Source organism: Desulfosporosinus hippei DSM 8344 (genome assembly GCF_900100785.1).
Classification (GTDB): domain Bacteria; phylum Bacillota; class Desulfitobacteriia; order Desulfitobacteriales; family Desulfitobacteriaceae; genus Desulfosporosinus; species Desulfosporosinus hippei.
Genome location: NZ_FNCP01000035.1, coordinates 17,061 through 37,810, shown reverse-complemented (window position 1 = coordinate 37,810; position 20,750 = coordinate 17,061). Strand labels below are relative to the sequence as shown.

The following is a 20,750-nucleotide window of genomic DNA, read 5'->3' as shown; positions in this document are numbered from 1 at the left end:
TCGATATTCATTTTTCAAAGTCCGCTAGTTAGCAGGGCTTATTTTGTTATGTCCTTTTATTAAAGCGTTCATATTTATGGGTTCTTTCAAACTATAACCTCCGTTTTAAGCTTTAGCCATCCCCTAGTTCAAACATTCGTTAGAATCCTAATAAATTCCTCTAACTAAAAAAGGAAATTTCTAAAAAGAAATAAACTATTTATAAGCAAAGCTAAATACCTAAAAGAATTTAATCACAATATCCTTTGGTACGCAGCTTCTCTAAATGTTCTTTTAGAATTACTTCTAAATCTATTCCATATTGCTCTTCAAGAACAAACATCATTGTCACAGCAGTTTGAGCCACATCTACCAGCTCCTTAGCAACTTTCAGCATGGCCTCTTCCTCTACTAAGCGCTGTTGCTCCCCGTTGAGCCCACGGAGTTTCCCAATTGCTTGGGCTAATTCACCTGATTCCTCCATGATTTTAAGTGCTGTACTTTCTAACGAAGGACTCAATCGGTTCAAGCGAGGCAACGTGACTGTTTTCGAAACGCACCTTTTCTGAGCTGTTAGATTATTTAAAGTCATTTAGCCACACCTCCGGATAGTCTTTATACATTATAGCACAATTTAGACAAGGGCACTGTGAAGTAAAGAGGGCTAATGCTTACTCACATCAAAAATTTGATCCTCACTGGGTTTTGCTTACCCTAGTGAGGATCAAACCAACAAGTCAGACAGAAGCACCCTTCCCGGAGAATTATTTTAACATTCCCAGAAAAACTTTTTCCGGGGTTATTGGCAACTGGTTCTCTCTGACTCCAACAGCATTATAAATCGCATGCGCAATAGCTGGCGGCGGGGTATTTGCTACTACTTCTCCGATTGATTTTGCTCCAAATGGACCTGTAGGTTCAAAACTTTCTTCAAATGCTATACGAACCTTGCCAACATCCTTACGAGTGGGGATTTTATATTGCATAAAGCTGTTGGTAGCCATCTTTCCTATTTCATCATATCTGACCTGTTCGTATAGTGCCATCCCGATCCCTTGAGCAATTCCACCTTCCGCTTGAATCCGAGCTAAAGCTGGATTGATAACTGTTCCACAGTCAATAACCGCTACATAATCAATTAAATCCACTTTACCCGTCTCTTGATCAACTTCTACCTCAGCAAAACCAGCAACATAGGGAGGCGGGGATACTTCACTGCCATGAGTAGCGTAGCCTACTAACTGTAGCTTTCCATTACCAAGAACAGTTAGCTCAGCAAGCTTGGCAAAGCTTATATCCTTATCTCCCCGTAAAGTTCGAACTGCTAAGCCATCAAATTCAACATCCTCGACAGAAACCCCTAAAAGTAATGCACCCTGCTCAAGTATCTTTCCTCTTAACTCTTCTGCGGCCTTGATAACTGCACTACCTGCTAAATAAGTTGTACTAGAGGCGTATGAACCAGGGTCATACGGAGATGTATCTGTATCTCCAGCATTAATAATAATCATTTCCATAGGAACCTCTAAAGCATCTGCCGCTATTTGGGTGAGAATTGTGTCACATCCAGTTCCCATATCGGTTGCTCCCGTAAGCAGAGTGAAGTTGCCATCATCATTTAAGCGAATTTCAACGGATGCCGTCCCAATATTGGCAATTCCAGACCCTTGCATCGTAATAGCCATTCCCACCGCTCTCACTTTATTGTTTCCAATTTCTTGACGCGGGAACTTTTCCTCCCAACTGATCAACTCTTTCCCCTTAGCAATACATCGATCTAAGGTCGTACTGCCAAGTGCAACTCCCTGACCCGTAAGAAATGTTTCTCCGACTTTGCTGATGTTCTTTAAACGAATTTCTGTCGGATCCATATTTAGCTGTTCCGCTAATTTATTCACCGTCGATTCCAAGGCAAATGTTCCCTGAGTCGCTCCATATCCTCTAAAGGCCCCTGCAGGCATTTTATTGGTGTAGACAGCTTTCCCGTCAAATCGTACAGCTCTGGTTTTATTATAGAGGGGCAGAGTGTAGTGCCCTACGCAGCTTAAAACCGTCGGGGCATGTTCTCCATAGGCTCCTGTATCCGATAAAACTTCCATATCAATTGCCCTAATAATTCCTTCTAAGTCAGCACCCAATTTAACCCTTAATCTCATAGCATGACGGCTAGTCGTGGCGCTAAAGGTTTCTTTTCGATCATAAATGATCAGCGCCGGTTTTCCGGTCTTTATAGTAACAATGGCTGCAAAAATATCTCCTGCTCCGGTCTGCTTTCCGCCAAATCCACCGCCGATTCTGGGCTTAATTACGCGGATTTTACTTGCCGGAATTTGCAAGGCCCGAGCTAACTGTCTTCTAATATGAAAGGGAACCTGTGTCGAACTGAGTACAACTAATCTGCCTGCGTGATCCAGATAGGTAAAAGAACGATAGGTCTCCATCATGGTATGCGCTTGAGCTTGGGGATAATAGACGTCTTCAACAATTACGGCACAATGCTTAAACTCTTCTTCCACATCTCCGACTTCTTCATGACTGGAAGAAGTAATATTCATTTCCTTCCGTAAGCCAATATCGAAGTTAACGCTCAAGTCCTCTTCAGGATGAACAACTGACGGGTGCCCTATGGCCTCTTCAAAGTCCAGAACCGGATTCAGTACTTCATACTCAACTTTGATCTTCTTCATTGCTCGGTGCGCTGTCTTTTCATCCACAGCCGCAATAATCGCCACTTCATCTCCTACATAGCGAAGGACTTGATCCAGAATCAAACGATCATAGGGCGAAGGCTCCGGGTAAGATTGGCCAGCTAAAGTAAATCGTTGGTTTGGCACATCCCTATAGGTGAGCACGCATTCTACGCCCTCTATACTCTCTGCTCTAGATACATCAATCGAAGTAATCTTAGCATAAGCATGTGGGCTTCTAAGGATTTTTATTACTAAAGCATTAGGCATGGCTAAATCTTCGGTATACACAGGCTTACCTGTGGCAACTGCCATCCCGTCGATTTTCCGGATACTATGGCCTACATTCTTCATCCTAAGCCACCCCCAAATAGGTCTTGATTGCTCTAAGCTGACCCATGTAGCCAGTACAGCGACACAAATTACCCGTTAAATAGTGAATGATTTCTTCTTCAGTGGGGTTAACAAGTTCATTTTTCATTGCTAACACGCTCATAATAAAGCCAGGGCTGCAAAAACCACATTGTTCAGCCCCCTCTGCGCTGAGTATCTGAGCAAATTCTTCTGCTTCCTTAGGCAGCCCTTCAATAGTTGTGACTTTTTTGCCATGGGCACGCAAAGAAAGAATCGAACATGAAAGCATTGATTTTCCATCTATCCAGACAGTACAAAGTCCGCAACAACTTGTGTCGCAAGCCTTTTTAACACTCAAATACCCATGGGATCTTAACGTATCCGCTAAGAACTCATGGTTCCCAACTTCCCACTGAACCACTTTATCATTAACTGTTAGTTCGATTTGCATGCCATTACCTCCAGTATTCCCCGTCTGACGAGAGCTTTGCAAAGGGCTTTTCGATAAACGGATGTACCCCTCGTATTCGTTCCAAAGGACAATTCCTCTGTAACTTTTTGCACCGCCGCTTCAATCCTTTCCGACGACGGAATCTCTCCAACTAACATTTCGGAAGCACTGACTGCAAGCGCTGCTTTACTCGGTCTGGCCCCCACTGCAATCCTCCATTGATCATTAAGCTTAGATACTGCTACATTTAAAACCGAATAATCGCTGGCTGAATTCCGAAAGCTCATGTAGACTGCTTGACAGCTGGTTTTTCTTATCCATAATCTAACAAGGATATCCTTTCCCTTTGGCTGAGCAAGAAACTCTTCTAAAGGCATTCTCCCTGCCTTAAATAACTCAACCTCCGTGTCTAAGGACAATAACGCCGTGATTAGATCAGAAAAGCCGTACTTAGAATATACTGAAGCACCTACTGTCACACCGTTTCTAAATTGCACTCCGATAATATCACGCACAGATTGCGCAAGTACCCCATTATAATTATCTTTTAGCAGGGGATTAATTTCAATATCTCGCAGACTTGTCATAGCTCCAATCTCAATAAATCCATCCCGCTCCTGAATATAGTTCAACTTAAGGTTCGACAGATCTATCCCTGTCGTTATTCGTTTTTTGCCCATTTTTAGAAAGGCACAGCCTCCAAGAATAGTATTATTTCGTTTCTCAGACAAGATCTGATACGCTTCTTCAAGTTCTTTTGGTTGAACCAAATTAAGCATGGTAAACACGCTTACCCCTCCTCATGTGTCTCTAAGTCATTACCATAAAAAAAACAAACCCAAGCGAACAGCTTTCAACTCAAATTGATGAGAGAAATCTGCCCGCCTGGGATCTGACCCTGCGGCATAATCCAAAAACAAAGTTAACCTATTAGAAAACTCGGCCAGCGGCAAGCATTAGGCGCAGGCGATAGCCTTAGTTGCACTTATGCTTCAGAAAATGCAACTTAAAGTAAAGTTATGCTTTCTGAATAGTACCTCTAAAGTTTTTGGATTTGTACAATTTGGGCATAGGCCCGTCGTACATTCTTTCGCTCATAGTCGGACCATTTACGGCAGTCCGGTAGAAACTTGCAGACCATATCTCTGCCACTATATGAACACTATTTATTTACTGATCTAGAGATTATTCTACAAGAAACTTAAGCCTAGGTCAATACATTTCCGAACATTAAATGAGTAATAATGTATATCGTTCGAACAATCGATGTAGTGTTTCTGTGTGGGATGTCATTATCGATTTAAACATAAGGAGTTAAATGGAAAATCTTCGATTACTTTATGCATTTTCAGCAGATCATAGTATGTTGTATCCAGATCAAATTCGACACCAGTGACGAATTTCAATTGCTACCTTATCTGATCCTGATAATTACGCTTAGTTAGACATAAAAAAGCTCCTCCTTGTAATAGACAATTATTTTTTAACCTGTCTACCACAAGGGGAGTAATATCAAATTCCTTAACAGCCTTGTCTCTTTATAATGATAATGTAAAAACTCTTTGTTAGAATTAATATTCAACATTTGAAGTTCTTTATACCAAACGATAAATCCCTTTGAATTCATCGATTGCTGCGTCCACCTTCGCTTCATATCCCATCTCTTGGAGAGTCTCCCCAATGATTTGAAGCGCTTTAATAAACATTTCTTCGGTGGCATTTCCCATATGCCCAATTCGGAATGCCTTCCCTGCTAAGGCCGCTAAAGCCCCGGCAACAACCACACCCTTCGCTCCTAACTTCGAGCGAAACTCTGCATCGTTTAAGCCTTCAGGATAAATGATGCAGCTTAAAGTCGGAGCAGCTACAGCTTCTTCTGCTAAAGGCTTCATTCCATAAACTTTTAGAGCGGTTCTCATTGCTCGTCCAAGGGCTGAGTGACGACGATAACGATTCTCCAAACCTTCTGCCATAACCATTTCCATGCCCTGATTAAATGCATAAATCATGTTAACCGGAGGGGTAGCAAAATACTTTACTGGCTCGTTCATAACTGGAAGCCAGTTCTTGATATCTGTATAGTAACCCATAACTGAAGCCATCTCTTCACGAGCTGCCAGCGCTTGCGGGCCAAAAGCTACAATTCCAAGTCCCGGTGGAACCCCTATTGCCTTTTGGGATCCGGTTAAGACAACATCTATCTTATAATCGGGATGGCCATAAGTTTTTTGCATATCCTCTTCTAAAGCAGCAGAAGCACAGACCCCATCCAATATAAAGAGCGCACCAGCTTTCTTAACCACTGGAACTAACTCTTCAACATTAGCCATTACACCCGTGGATGTATCGACATGAGTCACCGTTACAGCCTTAAAACCACCCTCGGCCAATTTTTCTGCAACTGATTCCTTACTGATCTGTTGACCCCACTCGGCTTGAAGGGTTTCAACTTGAATACCAAATACCTTTGCCATTGGGATAAAGCGATCGCCAAAATAGCCATGGCTTACAACCAGCAGCTTTTCACCCGGCGCAACCGTGTTAATAATGGCCATTTCCATGGCCAAAGTTCCAGAACCGGCAATAACAAAGACTTCGCCATCAGTATTATACAATCGCTTGGTCAAATCCAAACTGTTCTTAAAGATCCTGGCAAATCTCGGATCTGTATGCCCCATTGTCTCACTAGACAAAGCGTCATATATTTCATCCATAACGGGTGTAGGTCCTGGTACAAGCAACATTTCTTTATTACGCAAAGTTTCCATCTCCTTTAATTTAAACATTCAATATTAATCATTTTGCATTTGGCGAATAAGCTTAAGCATCTTTCAAGGGAACTCATAAAAGCAACTAATTCGTGTTTAAAAGATTAATCGAATACATGAGATCGCAAATGAATTCACAAGCCCAAAGCGATAGAGATTATCAACTTCCCGATGTCCTCCCTTTACTGCATAGGCCGTCCATATAGAATCTAAGCAAATGTTGGTAAACTTAATACACTGGTTCTTAATTAAGGATTACCTCAAAAAAGAATAACCCAAAATGACAGATTCTGCTCAAACTTAGTGAGAGAACCTGTCACCTTGGGGTTGCAGAGTCGCAATTTACCCAAAGGAATCCTCCAAATACAGATAACCCCATTGTCAAGTCATTATATCTGTTATCTTGGACGTGATACCTCGACACTTCGCTCATAGTCGGACGATTTACGGCAGTCCGGTAGAAACTTGCAGACCTTATCTCTGCTATTATATGAACTATAATTCACTTGTTATCATATATTTTACAAGATAATTGGGCATTGGTCAAATATTTTTTCGAACGTTTACTACTTTGGTAGCAGAAACGTTCGACAATTTAGGTTTCGCCCTTGGCGAGTAAAGAATATAAGGTCTCTAACCCCAAAATTATCTTTTCTAACTCTTTCTGACTGGCATTCGCAAGGGTGTCATTAATATATTTATGCATCAGATCATGGAGTGCATTGTTTTTCTGCCAATCAGGTGATAATGAGAGACGAACAATCCTCCGATTGTTTTCTGGTATTTCCCTAATAACTACGCCTTGATTGACCAAGCGATCTACAATACCTGATACGGTACTTTTCGAAAGACCTAAACACTCACTTAGCTCGTTTAAGGTTGAAAACGGATTCTTATGCAGACCCATAATCAGTCCAATTTGAGGTCCTGTAAAACCATACTGTCTGGATTTTTTATAGAGATGATCTCGATATATTTTATGGATAGATTTAAACAGAAATACTATTCGTTCAGAATCTTTACTCCAGGACTGTTGCAATTCGGGCCTCTGATTCTGTTCCATTTAGTACCTCCCTTTTCGCAATACCTTTATCAGATTGATCACTCTTTGGTATCTTTCTGTTTTTCATCATGAGTACCATTAAGATTGCAAGAACTACGGCAAAGACTGTTAAGGACACTACATAGTTCATCCCATCCAGATAGGCCTGTGCATAGACCATTTTTCCGAGGGTCGATAGTGCTGAGCCATGAGCATCTGCTTGAGATAATCCATTTTTCATATAAAGTCCTTGCAAACCTTTTAACACAGTGCCGGCAGTTTGATTAAATGGGGTAATTTGCTCAGTAAGCCGTGCGTAGTTTTCAGTTGACCTTGAAGAAATCATAGTCGTCATAAATGTAACGGCTAAGGCGTTTAATATACTCCGGACTGTCGTTGACAAAGCAGTTGCTTTCCCGAAGAGATGCTTTGGAACATCATTCATACCTGCAGTATTGACCGGCATCATTGCAAATCCAAGTCCGACCCCTCTTAGCGCAGCTACTAAAGTAATTGTTGACATTGATGTATTCATATTAAACATAGACATTTCATAAGTAGCAAAGGCAACAATAATCAGCCCTGGAATCGTGACAACCTTTGCCCCAAATTTATCGAATAATGCACCACTAATCGGCATCATTAATCCCGAGGCTATTGCTGACGGAAATAAGATTAAACCTGTTTCCATTGCAGTATAACCTCTTATATTTTGTAAAAACAGTGGTAAAACATACATTCCACTCATCAAAGCAAGAGTCGTTATACCCGTTATAAATTGACTTAACGTAAAATTATAGACTTTAAAGACTCGCAAATCAAGTAAGGGATCTGGGTGAGTTAATTCATTTACGATGAAAATCAAAAGACTAAATATACCGAATGTAAGAATAAGAGGAAATTTTACGTTTCCCCAATCGATTGAATTACCTTCACCGAAGACATAAAGAATGCTAACTATACCCGAAATTGAAGAAACGAAACCGATGTAATCAAAATTTCCTTTATAAGGTTTTAAAGCAGTTTCTCTTAGCAAAAGCGCTGCAACCATAACTCCGATCACACCAACTGGGACATTAACATAAAAAATAAAGCGCCAATCCATATGCTCAATGATATAGCCCCCCAAAGTAGGCCCGATTGCGGGGGCGGACATTGACGCGATACCCCAAAAACCTAAAGCCTTACCACGTTCATGAACAGCAAAGATTTGCATAATGTAGGACATTCCCACAGGCATGATCGCGCCGCCGCCGATAGCTTGAATCACACGAAAAGCAATCATGGTATTGGTACTCCAAGCAAGGCCACATAGAAATGACCCTATTGTAAAAACGCCCAAGGCTCCAATAAAGAGCTTTTTTATCCCAAAGGTATCACTGATAAAGCCCGTAATAGGTACCACCGCACCCATAGCCAAAGTATATCCTGTTAATATCCACTTAATGGTTTCCAGATCCGAACCAAAAACATTCATCATTTTAGGAATCGCAATATTAACTATGCTACTATCCAGCATTACCATAAACGTACCGATTACAACGACAAGCAATGCGGACCATTTATATAAACTGTCACCCGCTTTTTCAGGCATGTCATTTTCCGCCATATTTTACACACCCCATTACTTTATATGGATCTTAACCACAGCATTAGTGCCAGGCAGTAACGTGACATCGCTTTTATCAAATTCAATTTTTACAGGTACCTTTTGGATGACTTTGGTAAATGTACCGCTTGTTGATGAAGGTAGCAAAGCAAAGGTTGAGTTTGAGGCCTGGCCAACATGCATTATTTTTCCGGTAAAGGGCTTATCAGAATACTGATCAATTGTTATGTCGACATTCTGCCCTTCTCTTATCTTTGTCAACTTTGTTTCTTCAATATTTGCGCTAATATAAAGCTTTTCCGGATCAACGATTATGGCCACTGTTTGACCAGCAGAAATAAACTCCCCGACAGTTCCTTGCTTCTTAATAACTATCCCATTAATAGGTGCTCTAAAAACAGATTGGTCAATGTTTGTCTCTTGGGGACCACTCATCCCTTGACGTCCTAAGATTTGATCCTTAACAACTGTATCTCCCTCACTAATATTTAGTTCTAAGAGCTTACCTGAAATCTGCGGACTTACACTTACCAGATCACCGGCGACTCGTGCATCCTCCGTTGAAACGTAGTATGCATTTTTATACCAATAATAGCTAGCAACACTAGCTAAAGCAATCATCATTACTCCAACTATTAAAGAGATGAGTTTTTTCCGCTTGTCAGCCATCTTCTCCACCTACCCTTATTTAATTAGACCGATTTCAGCCAGCATTCCTGGTTTCAACACTGAATCGTGGTTATCGAGATTTATTCTTACTAAAACGCTTTTGCTGCGCGAATCGATAACAGGATCTATCATCGATATTTTTCCGTTAAATTGTTGATCTATAATATCCGGTACTTTAACTACAACTTCGTCTCCAACCTTAACATCTCCAATAAATCCATCCGGCAAAGAAGCCTTAACAAACAAGGAATTAAGATTAACTACAGAGATCAAGGCTACCCCCGGAGTCGCAAGTTCACCTAGATTAATATTTTTTACACTGACAATTCCGGAGATGGGGGACACAATCCTTCCATTTGCTAACTGAGTCTGAGCAAGTGCTAAGGCTGCCTGGGATTGAGCTACTTGTGCCCTCATGACATCTAGCGATTCTGGTGATTCGCCTTTTACTAATAGGTTTAGTTGGTTTTGGGCCGAATCGTACTGTGCTTGAGCCGCAGCTAACTGAGTCTGAGCAGATTCAAACTGGGCTTGAGATATTGCTCCAGCTGCTAGAAGCTGTTGATTCCGCTCAAGATTATTTTTAGAATTGGTATAACTTATCTTTGCACTTTCTAAAGTTGCCTCAGCTTGAGCAATTTGTTCCGGGCGCGCACCAGCCTCCATTTTAAACAGATTTGCCTGGGCAGTATTAACCCCTGCCTGCGCCTGTGCCACCTGCGCTTCAATATCTTTTGTGTCTAGGCTAATTAGCAAATCACCCTTCTGAACTACCGTTCCAACTTCAACTGGACTTTCAAGAACCTTAGCAGATAGTTTGCTGGTAATTTGTGTTTTTTCATTTGCATCAATAATTCCAGCCATTACGAAAACAGGTTTACTTGCTTCAGCCACACTATCCGTTTCAACCTTTGGACTTGTACTGTTGCATCCTGTAAGTAAGACACTCATCACTAATAGAATACTGAACACCCTTTTCATTCCAATCCCCCTTTGTTTGTGTAAGAATAGTTCGCATACGTACATTTAGGGCACGATTTAATTTACTGCCATTTGACTACTATGTCAATACCTTTATTCAATGATTTTCTTTTCAGATTATATCTTCACTTCAGCGATAATTAGAATATTTAAAAAGCCTCAAAAAAGCATCTGCTTTATCTACAAGCAGATGCTAGAAATATTGGAACCTGACAAATTGGTTAAGACATTTGCACATGTGTGAATGTCTTTTTTATCTCTTACTTAGGACTTCTCGCAGTTTAGCATATTGTACCTCTGCCTCATCTTCATCAACAAACCACAGCGATCCCTGTTCTAAGGATTCACTGTTAAAGGTATGGATCAAACCTGAAGATATTACTCCTTTACCCCACGCAACAAAATATTGTGCTGGGGAATTGACAGGATTAACTCCCGAACCATAATAAATCGGAACTCCATTAACATCCATGGTCTTGTAGATTTTGGCATTTGTCGTTCCACAGGGATTACCCATTTGATTCCCTTCTTTCGTCTTGTTGTTATTACTTCACTTAAGCATCCAAATAGTCTATAATGACAGCATATTAAGAATAGATCATTAAACTCGTTCACTCGGGTAAAGTAAGTTGATATTGCGACTATTTTTTGGGGGAGCCTTCACGATTTATTGAATTGGGGGAGTTAAGATGTTTACTCAAGCATACACACCTGAACAGTCCGCCTTTGGAAAACTTGAAAATGGGCGTGATGTTCTTATCCTATATGTTAAAGAATTCAATGAACAAGTCAGAGCTATCAATCAGTCCGGCCTTTCCAAATATACTTATCATTGGTTTTCAACTGAACATAAAGATGCCTATGTCCTTCAAGTAACTTGGGAAAATGAAATACATATTTCTATTCGCTTTAATCCCCAACACTTTGGTCTCATTCATCAACTACTGGAGCCAAAGGATGTTATCCTAACCACAACTCCCCTATCTCAACTTATGGAAAAAGCTCAAGCTAACAACTTTAGCTTTATCGAATTTAATGATGTACTTACCTTTTGTAATTTATCCTTTGTACCTGATACCGATTCTGAAACTGATTCCGATACTGACTTTAATTAAGCAGTAAACTGTCGAATGCACGAGTTAAAAAGAAATACTTGCAATTTCCTCTGGCTATCGTATAATTATGTGAAAGAGTTGGCAATGATGCCTACCTAAGTATTAGGTAGGCTATTTTTATTTTGAGGTGAGCTAATGGCAAACGAGAACTTAGTTATTGATACATCAATCCTTTTAAGCGAGCTCAAAGAGGCTAATCAAGAAATGAGTCAGGTCATTGAATCTATCCGCCAAATAGCCCAACACACAAACCTCTTATCTTTAAATTCCGCCATTGAAGCAGCAAGAGCAGGTGAAGCAGGTCGTGGCTTTAGCGTCGTAGCCGATGAAATTAAAAAACTTGCTACCCGGAGTCTTGCTTCAACAAAAGAAAGTACAACAATCATCGAGAATATTCAAAGTAAAGCAAACGAGGTTATGGCCGTGCGGATGGCGGATGTCGCCTACGATACCATTGATAAGATTGACCGAAATCTTTTCGAACGCAATTGTGATGCACAGGCTTGGGCTGGCTTTGATAAGGTTAAGAACTGCTTCTGTACGACAATTACCGACCGTACTTCCGTCGCCAACACCTTACTAAAAAAACTGGTAGATATTTATGAGGTTTACAATGACCTATATGTTTTAGATACAGAAGGGATAATCCTAGCTGCCGGTGTTCACCACGAACTCATCGGACAAAGTATGGCAGATAGAGTCTGGTTCAAAGCTGCCAAGGCTGAGAATGCCATATCGGTCAGTGACTTATACTATTCTTCGATTGGCAAATCTCATACTGTTGCCTACACATGCCCTATTCGCGGAGACGATGCTCAAATCTTAGGATACTTTTCTACTCGATTTAACTGGAATTTCATCTATGACATTATTGATTCTGCTCGCATAGGCAAAAATGGCGATATATTCATTATTAACAGCGCCGGCTATGTTATAGCCTGCCGAACCAGAAAGGGCATCCTTACGGAAAATTTAAAACATTTAAAGGCTGCTCAATTAGCTATTAATGGAGAAACCTACGGTTATCTTTTTGAAAACGACACAATGGGCACTAAAATCTATGGTTATGCTCATACACGAGGATATAATGCTTATAGAGGGAAAAACTGGTCTGCACTTGTAAGCGAAACACTGTAACTATTACACAGAAAAGACATCAAGCCCTCCTCTTCAGATTTGAAGAGGAGGGCTTGACTATTAGATTCGATTTTGCAGTCTCTCTCGAACGCTGGGATAACGGTCGAGATCTGTATGGGGAAGAAACTTGCTGCTGACAAACTTGTCCATAAACGCGGCATTAGCATTTAACTCAAAATAAGTGACCTTCCGGGCAATCTCTTCGGCCTCTAAACGCTTTGTTCTGGATAAGAGCACTTGACGGGCAGCTTCTCCTGAACTATTACCTAAGCGGACAATTGCTGTCCGGGGAAGATCAGGGTAAAGACCTATTGTAACAGCAGACTCAATTGGCAAATATTGGCCAAAAGCCCCTGCTGCGTAGAAATGACTAATTTCACGCCAATCACACCCAACATTCTCCATCAGTAAATCAGTAGCAGCATTGACTGCCCCCTTCGTTGCCATAAAGTTCTTTATATCGACTTGGGAAACGACAATGTCCTCCCCAGATGCAGTTTCATGAGCAGGTACTACGACAAATTCCTGCTGGCCATTTTGAAATCGGGCACTGCGATCAATGATACCACTCAGGAAAAGTCCGGCAAGAGTGTCTACTAAGCCTGAGCCACAGATGCCCAGAGCTGGCATATTACCAATTGTAGAATAATCAACCCAGCCAGTTTTTTGATTTATGGAAACATGATCAACTGCTCCTTGTTCGGCTCGCATTCCATAAGTTGTAACCCCGCCCTCTAGAGCTGGTCCTGCTGCTCCGGCACAAGCGACAAGCCAGTCTTTATTACCCAAAACAATTTCCCCATTGGTGCCAATATCCACAAAAAGGGAAATATCCGACTCTTGGTGCATACCACTGACAAGTATTCCGCCTATGACATCTCCTCCCAGAAAACTCCCTATACTCGGGAGACAATAAACTGGTGCTAGTGGAGAAATATCCAGACCGATTTCCGCAGCTGTGATTAAGCCCGGATTATTGACAACAGGAATATAAGGAGCACGGCAAATGGAAGCAGGATCCAGACCTAATAGCAAATGAATCATTGTCGTATTGGCACCTATGGCTGCTGCAGAAATCATGCTTGTTTCTGACGGTAACGGATAAAGACGTTTTATCAAACGATTAAGGGTCGCTAAAACTGCTTCTTGGAGGCTGGCTAAACCATCTGGCGAAGATGCGTAACGTATCCTAGTCAGGATATCCTCACCCATAGCAATTTGATCATTATAATCTGCCGCATACTTAAGTACTTTTCCATCAGTGAGATCAATCAAATAAACAACCACTGTTGTGGTTCCAATGTCTATGGCCAGTCCGAAATGTTCTTGAGTGGTATCACCGGGCTCCATATCAATAAGCGTCCATCCCTGACAGGTTTCCGATAAAACAGCCGTGAGCTTCCAGTTAGAGCTCCGGCATATCCTAGGGATCTTCGACATAAGCGACAAAGGAATTCTAACCGACCCATAATTACGCTCTAAGAATTGACGTATTCGGTCAATATCCCCTCGATTATCCTGGGGGCCGGGCTGGCTGAGTGTCAAGAGTACTTTTCTGGTAAGGGGCTCCAGACTATGGAGAGTGGATTTAACCTGATCCGAGAGAATAATAGGTTTTTGAGTATTGTTAATCATTATTAATACCTCTTTAAAAAAAATTTTTATTGAGAAGTAAATGAACTCTACTCGATAGACTAAGTCGGTAAGCCTTACCTACGCCCCTTAGTCCGCCACTTCAAACTCATGGACTACCTCAACAAATGATTTCTGACCGGGAGAGAAACTCTTTTCCCTGAAGGTTACCCGATTGTTTCGAGCAATTAATAAGACCGTCGAAGATCTTGTTCCATAAACCGTACCTCTAATAAAGATCGAAGATAGTAGCTTTTCCAGTTCGTAATCAATTCCAGTATTAGGTAGGTCGTGATCATTGGCCTTTTCCTCATCAAGTAAGATTTCAAAAAGAGGGTCAGTTTTGATGGTAGGTCTACTTTCTATGTATCTCGCTAGTTTTTGTTTGCTTTTTAGAACTTTAGGCCAAGAAGTATCTAAGAGATGATTACTGAGACCATATATTCCCGGGTTGAGTTCTTGCGTCTCCCCTGTTTGTTGGGAATAATATAGCAAACACGAGGAATCTCCAACAATAAGGTTAAACGGATTGTAACTTCCTTGATAACTATTTACATCCCGCAAATAGCTGATTGGGGGTTCATTCAGGCATAAGAAGTTGCTGACCAAGGTGCCCCTAGATTTAGGATCAGTAAGTAGCAACGATGGATCTCTAAAATTTGTTAGGGCAGCTAAACGTCCTGAACGAGTTATCCCCATCCAAGTTCCAAGCATCTCTAAATCTCTGCCAGCCAAAACCCAGGGATGAGTCTCCCAAAAATGAGCCTTTTCAGTTGGTCGTCGGAAGTATTCATCTCTATTTGCCGCAAGAATTAATCGATAGTTTGGGTGGCAGTCATAGGCGAAAATAATCAAGCACATCGAATCTACCCTCCCTCTCCTTTGCAAGATATACCTTACCAAACTTTCTCTCTTTTTAACTGCTCTGGCTACTGAGTTTCTCTATCACTTCTTTCACAAGTTTTAAGCGGTAGTACTCGTAAGCTATTTCTATATGAAAACCCGTGCTTTTATAAAGCTTTAACGCCTCGGCATTCTCACTATTTACTTCAATATTGATCTCGGATCTGCCTCTTTGCAATAAATTATCGATGATAAGATGCAAAAGTTCTTTTCCATAGCCTTTACAACGGTATTCAGGTTCAATACCAAGTCCAAATATCGACACACCTTCACCCTCTAGGTTTACGGAAACTATACCAATAATCACTTCACCTAGAATCCCTAGAAATTGTTCTCTATGCTTTAATTTAAAGCGATTAATAATTAGATTCTCAGATTCTTCATAGCTATCACTAAAAACCTTCATATTAGTTATTATCGTCTTTTCCAGATCTTTTTTCTCTACCTTCAAAAGTCGTAGACGATACTCTTGTAAACTAGTATAACTTACATTATCTAAGCTCATATAGTACTCGGTATGATCATAACCTGCTTCGAAAGAATCAACAACTCGTTTACCGGCAACTGAAGAGCTTTCACATACAAATAATACTTCCGGGACATTAAATTCGCCTAATTCTTTAACTGCTTTTGCTAGTAATGATTTAAAAAAACCTTTCCCTCTGAACTTAGGTAGAGTGTAAGCTGTAATCTCTGCTTCAAGTTCTGTTGGAATGAACATAGACAACATACTTATTAGATTACTTTTATCATAGAGTAAAAAAAAGCTCTTAATCCGATGATTGAAGTTTAAAGACGGATCTAAAAAAAAGCTTCCTTGAAGATTATCGTGATCCATACAAACACTTTCTAAGTTGAGTACATCCTCAATAGCCCTTTTACTTAGACTTGAACATGACTTAATCGTCATCCTCGTCTCCAATTGACACTTTTGCACAAACACACCCCACAATGCGGCTCCTGAGATTAATCTCTTTCGAAAAGCTATTAATATCATAATTTGATTATATAACTTCGAACAGGGTTTAGGTAGATCACTCTATATTTATTATATAATTTTTTCCATATACGAACTTCTTAGAAACAAAGAAAAGTCCACTCCTTGTCTAACTGAAGGATAATGGACTCTACTTGGTTTCATTTACCATGCTTAAGAAAAACTAATACTAAGTGCTTCAGACTAAAACCCCCAGAAACACCATAACTAACGCTGCGGTCACAGCAGTCAATAAAATGGCAAATACAAAAGCAATTCGAATAACCGCAGTCTCTTCCCCCAATTTATCGATGGCTGCAGAAGCATTCTGAAGCTTTGCCGGTGAAATAACACTTGCTAAGCCTCCTCCAAAGGCTAAGCCTGCAGTAATGATCAACATTTCCAGTAATCCCATATGAAGCATATTTGAAGTCTTAAGAGTATAAGTTGCAAACATGGCTATTGTGGATGCTTCGCTGCCGGTAATAAATCCCCCCAACAAGCCAATAAAGGCTACAACCGACCCATAAGCATCACTGAAGATTTGAGAAGAGAAATTAGCCAAAATTTGAACCATACTTGCTACTGCATATTTATTAGAAGTCATATCAAAGCCGGACATATTCATAATCTCCCCAATAACGAAGAAGATAATTGCCGCAAATACTGGTCTAGGGGCTCTCTTCCACCACAAGCTAAAGGTTTCTCTCAGTTGTGTCTTTGTAGGTTTAATGAAGATCATGGAGAGGAAGGTGCTTACAAAAATCCAGGTATAAGCGTTCCATAAAGCTCGTGTCACAATGGGCTTGCCATCAGCCGATAACCCAGCTAAGGGAAGAGTGATTTCCCTATATAAAAGATTAAACATATCAGTGGGAAGGTTCAATCCTAATATTAAAATCACCAGAAGTCCCCAAGGTGTCAAGGCCTTCCAAAAGGGATAGCTTTTCTCATAGTCTAATTCTTCTTTTGTTAATCGACTTTTATCAATTATCTTTTTCCCCGTGGACAAGAGATATAATGACATTACAATAATGACTGCAGCACCACACATAATTCCGGTCAGAACCACTAATCGGTCTACTTTATTTGTGAAAAATGACACAGCAGCAATTACCGCTCCAGTAATAACTACAGGCAACCAACCATCTTTTATCCCCTGCCAACGCCCGACAATCCAAAGCATGCAAAATCCTATTAGAGTTGAAATAACCGGCAGAAACATAAAAAAGACACTTCCTGCCTGAGATAAACTTATTTCATGGCCCTGTCCCAGAAATGAATTGGCTACGTCTACAAAGACGACAATAGGAGCTCCTAACAAGGCGTAGGTGCACAGAGCATCATATCCTATGCAGGGTAGAGCGATGGAAACATAGGTGGAATAACCCAGGGCCAACATAATGGGCGGAAGCAGTGAGACAGGTGTTGCTCCCACTGAAACCATTAAAGTTCCAAAACCAATGTTAATCATCATGATTTGTACCGCTTTATTTTCACAGGCAATTGTTTTAATAAAAATAATTATTCTTTTGAGGGCCCCGGTCTTTTCCATATAAGCCATTTGTAATAAAGAAGCCGCCACAACTAAAGAAACAGCGAAGGATCTGACTACCCCGGTTATGGTTGACCTAATCAAGACTTCCAAGTTCGTTTGGAAAAAAAAGAATGCAATAATCGAGACAACAACCCAACCAACAATACCACTTATATCTGCAGGCTTTTTCCAGATTACAAGCATTGCTATGATAACTACAATAGGGATTAATGTTAGCAAAAGTGAACTAACGGGCACCACAATTAACAACTCCACTTCATTTAGATTTGTATATCCTAGGATTAACCCCCTAATATCCGAGCCAAATCCCTTACTTCCACCATTATACAATTCAGCACAACTTTATTTCGCAGACTGATTCCGATAATCGAAGACCCGTTTTGCCTTACCGGCTCCCCTTTCCAAGGTTCCTGGCTGAACAATCTTCAGGCGAACATTAATCGAAAGCACACTGTGTAGCTTCTGGCGAATGTAGCTTGAGAAGTCTTCTAGCTTTGAATAGGGTTCAAGCAAATCCTCACGGGTAAGCTCCACTACTACCTCCAGCTCGTCAAGGAAGTTGCGTCTGTGCACATTAATCAGATAGTGTGGGCCAATCCCCTCTATCGTCATGAGAACACTTTCGATCTGTGAAGGAAAAACATTTACGCCCCGGATAATAAGCATGTCATCAGTTCGCCCGATAATTTTCCGCATACGTGCCGTAGTTCGCCCACACTGACATGGCTCCTGGTTAATGCGTGAAATATCTTTTGTCCGAAAACGTATTACCGGAAAGGCTTCTTTGGTCAGGGATGTAAAGACCAGTTCTCCTTCCTCTCCCGGTTTAAGGACTTCCCCTGTCTCCGGATCAATTGTTTCAACGATAAAATGATCCTCTGCAATATGATGACCGCATTTGCAAGTGCATTCCCCAGCAACCCCCGGACCCATGACTTCGCTGAGGCCATAGTTATCTGTAGCGGTAATTTGAAGCCTGGATTCAATTTCTGTGCGCATTTCTTCAGTCCAAGGTTCTCCACCGAAAAGCCCAATTTTTAACTTTAAAGATGAAATATCAATGCCCATCTTTTCCGCAACTTCCGCAATGTACAACGAATAACTCGGTGTGGATATCAGCACCGTTGTTCCAAAATCCTGCATTAACATAAGCTGCCGTTCTGTATTACCTCCCGAAACAGGGACTACTAACGCTCCAGCCCTCTCTAGTCCATAGTGTAAACCAAAGCCACCGGTAAATAGACCATAATTAAACGCAATTTGGGCAACATCTTCAGAAGTAACTCCCGCTAAGCTAACCATCCGGGCCGTCAGGTCAGTCCAAGTATTCAAATCATTAGCTGTATATCCCACTACCACAGGACGCCCAGTGGTGCCCGATGAAGCATGAACCCGAACCAATTCTCTCTGAGGTACAGCAAAGAGACCAAAAGGATAATTGCTGCGCAAATCATCCTTTGTTGTAAATGGCAAGTGCTTGAGATCGTCTAAGGATTTAATATTCTCAGGAAATATCCCTAATTTCTCAAATGCATCTCGATAATGAGGTACCTTGTTGTACACCCTGTTAACTGTCCACTTTAAACGTTCCAATTGAAGTTCTTCTAATCGATTACGGTTCATACATTCTTGCTCAGAGTTCCAAATCACAATACCAACCTCACTTTTTGGGATTTAACTATATTTCACAAATTTTAAAAACAAACAAAAAATAGCTACCACGAATAAAGATAGCTATTACACACAATCGCAAAATGCGTCATATTCTCCCATCCTTCCATTCTAGTGGATTATATGGTGAAACTTTGTTTCCTAAAATAACAGAGTCTACCTTACTACAACCTGCGAAACAGCTCACAAGCTCTCTACGTTATATATTCTAACGAACTACTATCTAATTGTCTAGAGTTTTTTCTCCTCAGTATTTTGACCCTAATTCCTTAACTGGAAGGTTATCTACATACTGGTATACATCGAGTACCTGATTAGCCTTTAGAGTACTTCCCAAAATTCCGGCACTACTACCGAAGATGTGTCCTTTTCCCAATTTCCCTGAGGACGTTACTTCCAATAATTGCAAAGCCTTCTCTGCCCTATTTTCTGCTTCAAACCAACCCAGATCATATCCGCCCATTAAACAAAGTTTATTAGCTGTAGCCATTCTGACTTTCTCGATGTCAGATAATGAAGAAAAATCAAGAGAATGTAATCCATCAACGCCACAATTAATAATGTCAGTTAATACGGACAATAAATTCCCATCAGCATGAAAGAAAACCGGAACTTTTTCTCTCCTTAAAACATTTACTTGCTCGGCTAGACCAGGGAAAAAGTATTTACGGAGAGCCGAGGGGGATATAAACGTTCCATTTTGATATGCAATATCATCCGCAATAATTATTCCATTCGCACCTGAAGCTAAGGCCTGCAATCCTAGCTCAACGTTAGCAGCTATAGCTTTCGAGACTAGTTCAGGGATCATGGAGTCCCCTTTAGCGATCGCAAGCAAATAATCGGTAAACGAAGTGAAACGTTTAGCCGCCCCTTGAAAAGGGCCATCAATTATTGCAAAAATAAAAAAGTCGGTCTCTTTTCGCCATTGCTCAATTCCTTCCCACACCCGGTTCTCGGCATTCAGGGACAAAGAAGGAGAAAATGCTAGGGCATCAAGTTTGCAACGTTCACAGGCCTCAATTCTGTCATTAAATGTTACTCTATTCTTTAGTCCCAGCAATTCAATAATCAAGCCATCCTCAAGATAAAACTCCCCTTTAGGAATACGATCCACTTTTTCAAATCGGGTTGCTGCCAAAATTCGGTCGATTTTTGACATTTCACATACTTCCTTCTTAACCTCATTCGGTTCTACGGTTTATTAAATATGATTCT

18 protein-coding genes and 2 riboswitches are annotated in these 20,750 nt (G+C 40.9%); of the genes, 2 read left to right on the top strand and 16 right to left on the bottom strand.

Annotated elements, in window-relative coordinates:
• Positions 1-229: 229 nt before the first annotated feature.
• The 10 genes from BLS16_RS20820 to BLS16_RS20775 all read right to left on the bottom strand — a co-directional run bounded on the left by BLS16_RS20820 (position 230) and on the right by BLS16_RS20775 (position 11,057).
• A complete protein-coding gene (locus BLS16_RS20820; RefSeq protein ID WP_092335549.1) occupies positions 230-571 on the bottom strand; it encodes a MazG-like family protein in 342 nt (113 codons plus the stop codon).
• A gap of 172 nt (positions 572-743) precedes the next feature.
• Entirely contained in the window at positions 744-3,020 is a 2,277-nt protein-coding gene (locus BLS16_RS20815; protein WP_092335548.1) for a xanthine dehydrogenase family protein molybdopterin-binding subunit, read from the bottom strand.
• Position 3,021: 1 nt separating this feature from the next.
• Positions 3,022-3,471, bottom strand: coding sequence for a (2Fe-2S)-binding protein (locus BLS16_RS20810; RefSeq protein ID WP_092335547.1), 450 nt, complete (start codon positions 3,469-3,471; stop codon positions 3,022-3,024).
• Entirely contained in the window at positions 3,456-4,259 is an 804-nt protein-coding gene (locus BLS16_RS20805; RefSeq protein WP_092335546.1) for an FAD binding domain-containing protein, read from the bottom strand. The genes BLS16_RS20810 and BLS16_RS20805 overlap by 16 nt, the downstream gene beginning before the upstream one ends.
• Positions 4,260-4,548: 289 nt before the next feature.
• Positions 4,549-4,650: riboswitch (purine riboswitch) on the bottom strand.
• Between the two features lie 416 nt (positions 4,651-5,066).
• The gene (locus BLS16_RS20800) at positions 5,067-6,230 is read right to left on the bottom strand and encodes a pyridoxal-phosphate-dependent aminotransferase family protein (RefSeq protein ID WP_092335545.1); all 1,164 of its coding nucleotides are present in this window, start codon (positions 6,228-6,230) and stop codon (positions 5,067-5,069) included.
• 421 nt (positions 6,231-6,651) lie between these two features.
• Positions 6,652-6,753: riboswitch (purine riboswitch) on the bottom strand.
• A gap of 81 nt (positions 6,754-6,834) precedes the next feature.
• Positions 6,835-7,302 carry a MarR family winged helix-turn-helix transcriptional regulator gene (locus BLS16_RS20795; protein ID WP_092335544.1) on the bottom strand — a complete coding sequence of 156 codons (468 nt, stop codon included), beginning with the start codon at positions 7,300-7,302 and terminating at the stop codon, positions 6,835-6,837.
• Entirely contained in the window at positions 7,259-8,890 is a 1,632-nt protein-coding gene (locus BLS16_RS20790; protein WP_092335543.1) for a DHA2 family efflux MFS transporter permease subunit, read from the bottom strand. Before BLS16_RS20790 ends, BLS16_RS20795 begins: the two co-directional genes overlap by 44 nt.
• Before the next feature lie 15 nt (positions 8,891-8,905).
• Complete coding sequence (locus tag BLS16_RS20785) at positions 8,906-9,559, bottom strand: HlyD family secretion protein (protein WP_092335542.1); 654 nt, start codon at positions 9,557-9,559, stop codon at positions 8,906-8,908.
• A gap of 15 nt (positions 9,560-9,574) precedes the next feature.
• Entirely contained in the window at positions 9,575-10,540 is a 966-nt protein-coding gene (locus tag BLS16_RS20780) for an HlyD family secretion protein (protein ID WP_092335541.1), read from the bottom strand.
• Positions 10,541-10,793: 253 nt separating this feature from the next.
• Positions 10,794-11,057 (bottom strand): hypothetical protein, encoded by a 264-nt coding sequence (locus BLS16_RS20775; protein WP_092335540.1) that lies wholly within the window; start codon positions 11,055-11,057, stop codon positions 10,794-10,796.
• Between the two features lie 172 nt (positions 11,058-11,229).
• On the opposite strand from BLS16_RS20775, the gene BLS16_RS20770 reads away from it, so the two are divergent.
• Together BLS16_RS20770 and BLS16_RS20765 are read left to right on the top strand one after the other, a co-directional pair.
• A complete protein-coding gene (locus BLS16_RS20770) occupies positions 11,230-11,655 on the top strand; it encodes a hypothetical protein (RefSeq protein ID WP_092335539.1) in 426 nt (141 codons plus the stop codon).
• A 135-nt stretch (positions 11,656-11,790) separates the two neighbouring features.
• Positions 11,791-12,792, top strand: a complete 1,002-nt coding sequence (locus BLS16_RS20765; protein WP_092335538.1) for a methyl-accepting chemotaxis protein — start codon at positions 11,791-11,793, stop codon at positions 12,790-12,792.
• Positions 12,793-12,852: 60 nt separating this feature from the next.
• On the opposite strand, the gene BLS16_RS20760 is transcribed toward BLS16_RS20765, so the two are convergent.
• The 6 genes from BLS16_RS20760 to BLS16_RS20735 all read right to left on the bottom strand — a co-directional run bounded on the left by BLS16_RS20760 (position 12,853) and on the right by BLS16_RS20735 (position 20,694).
• On the bottom strand, positions 12,853-14,427 hold the full coding sequence (locus BLS16_RS20760) for an ASKHA domain-containing protein (RefSeq protein ID WP_092335537.1): 1,575 nt from the start codon (positions 14,425-14,427) through the stop codon (positions 12,853-12,855).
• Positions 14,428-14,514: 87 nt separating this feature from the next.
• Entirely contained in the window at positions 14,515-15,285 is a 771-nt protein-coding gene (locus BLS16_RS20755) for an NRDE family protein (RefSeq protein WP_092335536.1), read from the bottom strand.
• A 55-nt stretch (positions 15,286-15,340) separates the two neighbouring features.
• Complete coding sequence (locus tag BLS16_RS20750; protein ID WP_242876390.1) at positions 15,341-16,237, bottom strand: GNAT family N-acetyltransferase; 897 nt, start codon at positions 16,235-16,237, stop codon at positions 15,341-15,343.
• A gap of 265 nt (positions 16,238-16,502) precedes the next feature.
• A complete protein-coding gene (locus BLS16_RS20745; RefSeq protein ID WP_092335551.1) occupies positions 16,503-18,098 on the bottom strand; it encodes an L-lactate permease in 1,596 nt (531 codons plus the stop codon).
• Between the two features lie 105 nt (positions 18,099-18,203).
• Positions 18,204-19,511, bottom strand: a complete 1,308-nt coding sequence (locus BLS16_RS20740) for a phenylacetate--CoA ligase family protein (RefSeq protein WP_207649785.1) — start codon at positions 19,509-19,511, stop codon at positions 18,204-18,206.
• A gap of 268 nt (positions 19,512-19,779) precedes the next feature.
• On the bottom strand, positions 19,780-20,694 hold the full coding sequence (locus BLS16_RS20735) for a uroporphyrinogen decarboxylase family protein (RefSeq protein ID WP_092335534.1): 915 nt from the start codon (positions 20,692-20,694) through the stop codon (positions 19,780-19,782).
• Positions 20,695-20,750 lie beyond the last annotated feature (56 nt).

Bases quoted from the DNA above. Each gene is read 5' to 3' on its own strand.
- BLS16_RS20810 (WP_092335547.1), bottom strand. From the start codon at position 3,471: ATGCAAATCGAACTAACAGTTAATGATAAAGTGGTTCAGTGGGAAGTT.
- BLS16_RS20780 (WP_092335541.1), bottom strand. From the start codon at position 10,540: ATGAAAAGGGTGTTCAGTATTCTATTAGTGATGAGTGTCTTACTTACA.
- BLS16_RS20760 (WP_092335537.1), bottom strand. From the start codon at position 14,427: ATGATTAACAATACTCAAAAACCTATTATTCTCTCGGATCAGGTTAAA.
- BLS16_RS20785 (WP_092335542.1), bottom strand. From the start codon at position 9,559: ATGGCTGACAAGCGGAAAAAACTCATCTCTTTAATAGTTGGAGTAATG.
- BLS16_RS20820 (WP_092335549.1), bottom strand. From the start codon at position 571: ATGACTTTAAATAATCTAACAGCTCAGAAAAGGTGCGTTTCGAAAACA.
- BLS16_RS20765 (WP_092335538.1), top strand. From the start codon at position 11,791: ATGGCAAACGAGAACTTAGTTATTGATACATCAATCCTTTTAAGCGAG.
- BLS16_RS20815 (WP_092335548.1), bottom strand. From the start codon at position 3,020: ATGAAGAATGTAGGCCATAGTATCCGGAAAATCGACGGGATGGCAGTT.
- BLS16_RS20795 (WP_092335544.1), bottom strand. From the start codon at position 7,302: ATGGAACAGAATCAGAGGCCCGAATTGCAACAGTCCTGGAGTAAAGAT.
- BLS16_RS20790 (WP_092335543.1), bottom strand. From the start codon at position 8,890: ATGGCGGAAAATGACATGCCTGAAAAAGCGGGTGACAGTTTATATAAA.
- BLS16_RS20750 (WP_242876390.1), bottom strand. From the start codon at position 16,237: ATGACGATTAAGTCATGTTCAAGTCTAAGTAAAAGGGCTATTGAGGAT.
- BLS16_RS20775 (WP_092335540.1), bottom strand. From the start codon at position 11,057: ATGGGTAATCCCTGTGGAACGACAAATGCCAAAATCTACAAGACCATG.
- BLS16_RS20755 (WP_092335536.1), bottom strand. From the start codon at position 15,285: ATGTGCTTGATTATTTTCGCCTATGACTGCCACCCAAACTATCGATTA.
- BLS16_RS20735 (WP_092335534.1), bottom strand. From the start codon at position 20,694: ATGTCAAAAATCGACCGAATTTTGGCAGCAACCCGATTTGAAAAAGTG.
- BLS16_RS20770 (WP_092335539.1), top strand. From the start codon at position 11,230: ATGTTTACTCAAGCATACACACCTGAACAGTCCGCCTTTGGAAAACTT.